Annotated in this window: 3 protein-coding genes; all 3 read left to right on the top strand. The window is 58.6% G+C overall.

Annotated elements, in window-relative coordinates; translation table 11 throughout:
* Window positions 1-1,294: molybdopterin-dependent oxidoreductase (locus tag M7F93_RS11740; protein ID WP_298173756.1), on the top strand; the 1,294-nt coding region annotated here is incomplete at its 5' end.
* Window positions 1,287-1,565 (top strand): hypothetical protein, encoded by a 279-nt coding sequence (locus M7F93_RS11735; protein WP_257482099.1) that lies wholly within the window; start codon window positions 1,287-1,289, stop codon window positions 1,563-1,565. The genes M7F93_RS11740 and M7F93_RS11735, both read left to right, overlap by 8 nt.
* Window positions 1,535-2,374, top strand: coding sequence for a formate dehydrogenase accessory sulfurtransferase FdhD (fdhD, locus tag M7F93_RS11730; RefSeq protein WP_298173751.1), 840 nt, complete (start codon window positions 1,535-1,537; stop codon window positions 2,372-2,374). The genes M7F93_RS11735 and fdhD overlap by 31 nt, the downstream gene beginning before the upstream one ends.
* Window positions 2,375-2,476: the final 102 nt, after the last annotated feature.

Genomic DNA, 2,476 nt, shown 5'->3' with positions numbered 1-2,476 from the left:
CTGGGCGGATATTGAGGTGGAAAGTGGCCTGACCCATGCCGAGTTCATGGAAATCGGCAAAATCTATGATGAAGGCAAGGCCGGCATAATCACCTGGGGCATGGGAATCACCCAGCACAAGCACGCGGTGGCGACTATCCAGATGTTGGTCAATGTGCTCTTGCTCAAAGGGAATATCGGCAAGGAGGGCGCCGGCGCCTGCCCGATTCGCGGCCACAGTAACGTCCAGGGGGATCGCACCATGGGTATTTGGGAACGTCCGGCACCGGATTTCCTGGATCGTCTCGCCAAGGAGTTCGATTTTGAACCGCCCCGCGAACATGGTTATGACGTGATCGGCAGCATCACCGCCCTGGAAGAGGGATACGCCAAGGTCTTTTTTGGCATGGGCGGCAATTTTGCCAACGCCACACCCGACACGGCCCGTGTCCATAAAGCCCTGCGCGGGTGTGCGTTGACCGTGCATGTCACCACCAAGCTCAATCGCTCGCATATCGTCCATGGGAAGGAGGCAATCATCCTGCCCTGTCTGGGCCGTACCGAAATTGATATTCAAAACGGTCAACCGCAAGGGGTGACGGTGGAAGATTCCATGAGCATGGTGCATATCTCCCAGGGTATGCGCGCTCCGGCTTCACCCCACCTGAAGTCCGAATCCGCCATCATCGCGGAGCTCGCCGAAGCGACGTTGCCCCAGAGCAAAACGCCATGGCGTGAACTGGTCGCAGACTATGACCGGATTCGCGACCGTATTTCCCGCGTTGTTCCGGGTTTTGAAGACTTCAACGACCGCGTCCACAAACCGCGTGGTTTTCATCTGGATCTGCCGCCGCGCTCCCGGCGCTGGACCACCGCATCCGGCAAAGCCCATTTCATCGCGCAGGCGCTGAAAGCCATCACTGAAGATCGCTTTCAGCCGCAGACGGCAGCGCGGATATTTAATCTCATGACCATCCGCAGCCACGACCAGTACAACACCACGATTTATGGCTTAGAAGACCGTTATCGGGGCGTTTCCGGCGCCCGCAACATCTGCTTCATGCATGCCGCTGACATGGCGGAACTGGGATTCCAGCCGGACCGTCCGGTGGACATCACCTCGCACTGGCGGGATGGCGAGCGGGTCGCCCGGAATTTCGTCTTGGTGCCCTACGATATCCCGCGGGGCTGCGTGGCCGGATACTATCCTGAGCTTAACGTGCTGGTCCCCCTCTCCAGCCATGCGGACCGGGCCAACACCCCCACCTCCAAGTCCATTCAGGTGACATTTGCGGCGGCGGCTCAGCGTGACTGAAACCACCCCTGAAGAAAGCGCGATGGAAAACCTGGTGATCGCCCTGATGCAGGCACTATGTGCCGAGCAGGTGCTGTCGCTCGCGAAAACCGGCAAGCTTCTGGGCATCCGTCGCAGCCAACTGGAGCGACTCCTGTTGCTCCTCGGTCATACCGATAGTTGGGGCGGCATGGACTACGTGGCCCAGGCAGAACGGCGGGGTCGCCCCGTCATCATCCTCACTGAAAAAGGACGGGCGCTATGCGCACAGATGCAGGCCTCGGCGGAATAAGCTGGTCTCCGGCGACGGTGCTGGAAAACCAGTGCGTGCCCTTGGTACACGAGGAAGCCATACTGCAGGAAGCTGCCATTTCGCTGGTGATCAACGGTGATCCCTACGCGGTGATGATGGCCACGCCAGATCATCTGGAGGACTTTTTTTGTGGCTTTCTATGGAGCGAAGGCGTACTGCGGTCCCTGGAGGAAATCATCGCCTGGGAATCGGTACATGTGGCCGAGGGTTGGGCACTGTATATTCAGCTCAGCTCGGCGGCAGCGGAACGCGTCGAACATAAGCGTCGCTGCGTGATCGGTGGGAGCGCTTGCGGACTCTGCGGGACACCCTGCTTCACCGGGCTGGTGCCTTTCCCGTCCCTGAAACGGGATCTAGTGACGACGGATACGGAGGCCATTCACGCGCTCCTTGCCACCATGCAGCAACTGCAGGATTTAAATCAGACTACCGGAACCGCACACGCCGCTGTTTTAGCTACGTCCCTTGGCATTCTGGTCCGCGAGGACATAGGCCGCCACAATGCCGTCGACAAAAGTATTGGTGCTGCGTTGCAGCAGGGCATTGCCTATGGGCAGACCACACTGCTGGGCGTTTCTTCCCGACTCAGCTTCGAGATTGCCCTCAAGGCTCTGGGCTTTGGCATACCCGTTGTGGCGGCCATCTCTGGAGTCAGCAGCCTGGCCATTCAACTGGCCGAAAGCCATGGTCTGACCCTGATCGGTTATGCCCGGGACAGGCGTATGACGGTCTACGCCCACGGTGAAAGAATCCGCGGCTGTAGCGAGTCGGTTTCCATGAATTGCTGATTTTTACCCCTCATCACTGCGTATTCCATATATAAACGTCCTCGGTTTTGCAGGATGCCGTAGATTTTGGATTGGGTTGACTGCACACATGTATCCGGCCTG

This window comes from Acidithiobacillus sp., from assembly GCF_027322205.1.
In the GTDB taxonomy this organism is placed as follows: domain Bacteria; phylum Pseudomonadota; class Gammaproteobacteria; order Acidithiobacillales; family Acidithiobacillaceae; genus Acidithiobacillus.
This window is presented reverse-complemented; position numbering and strand designations above follow the sequence as displayed.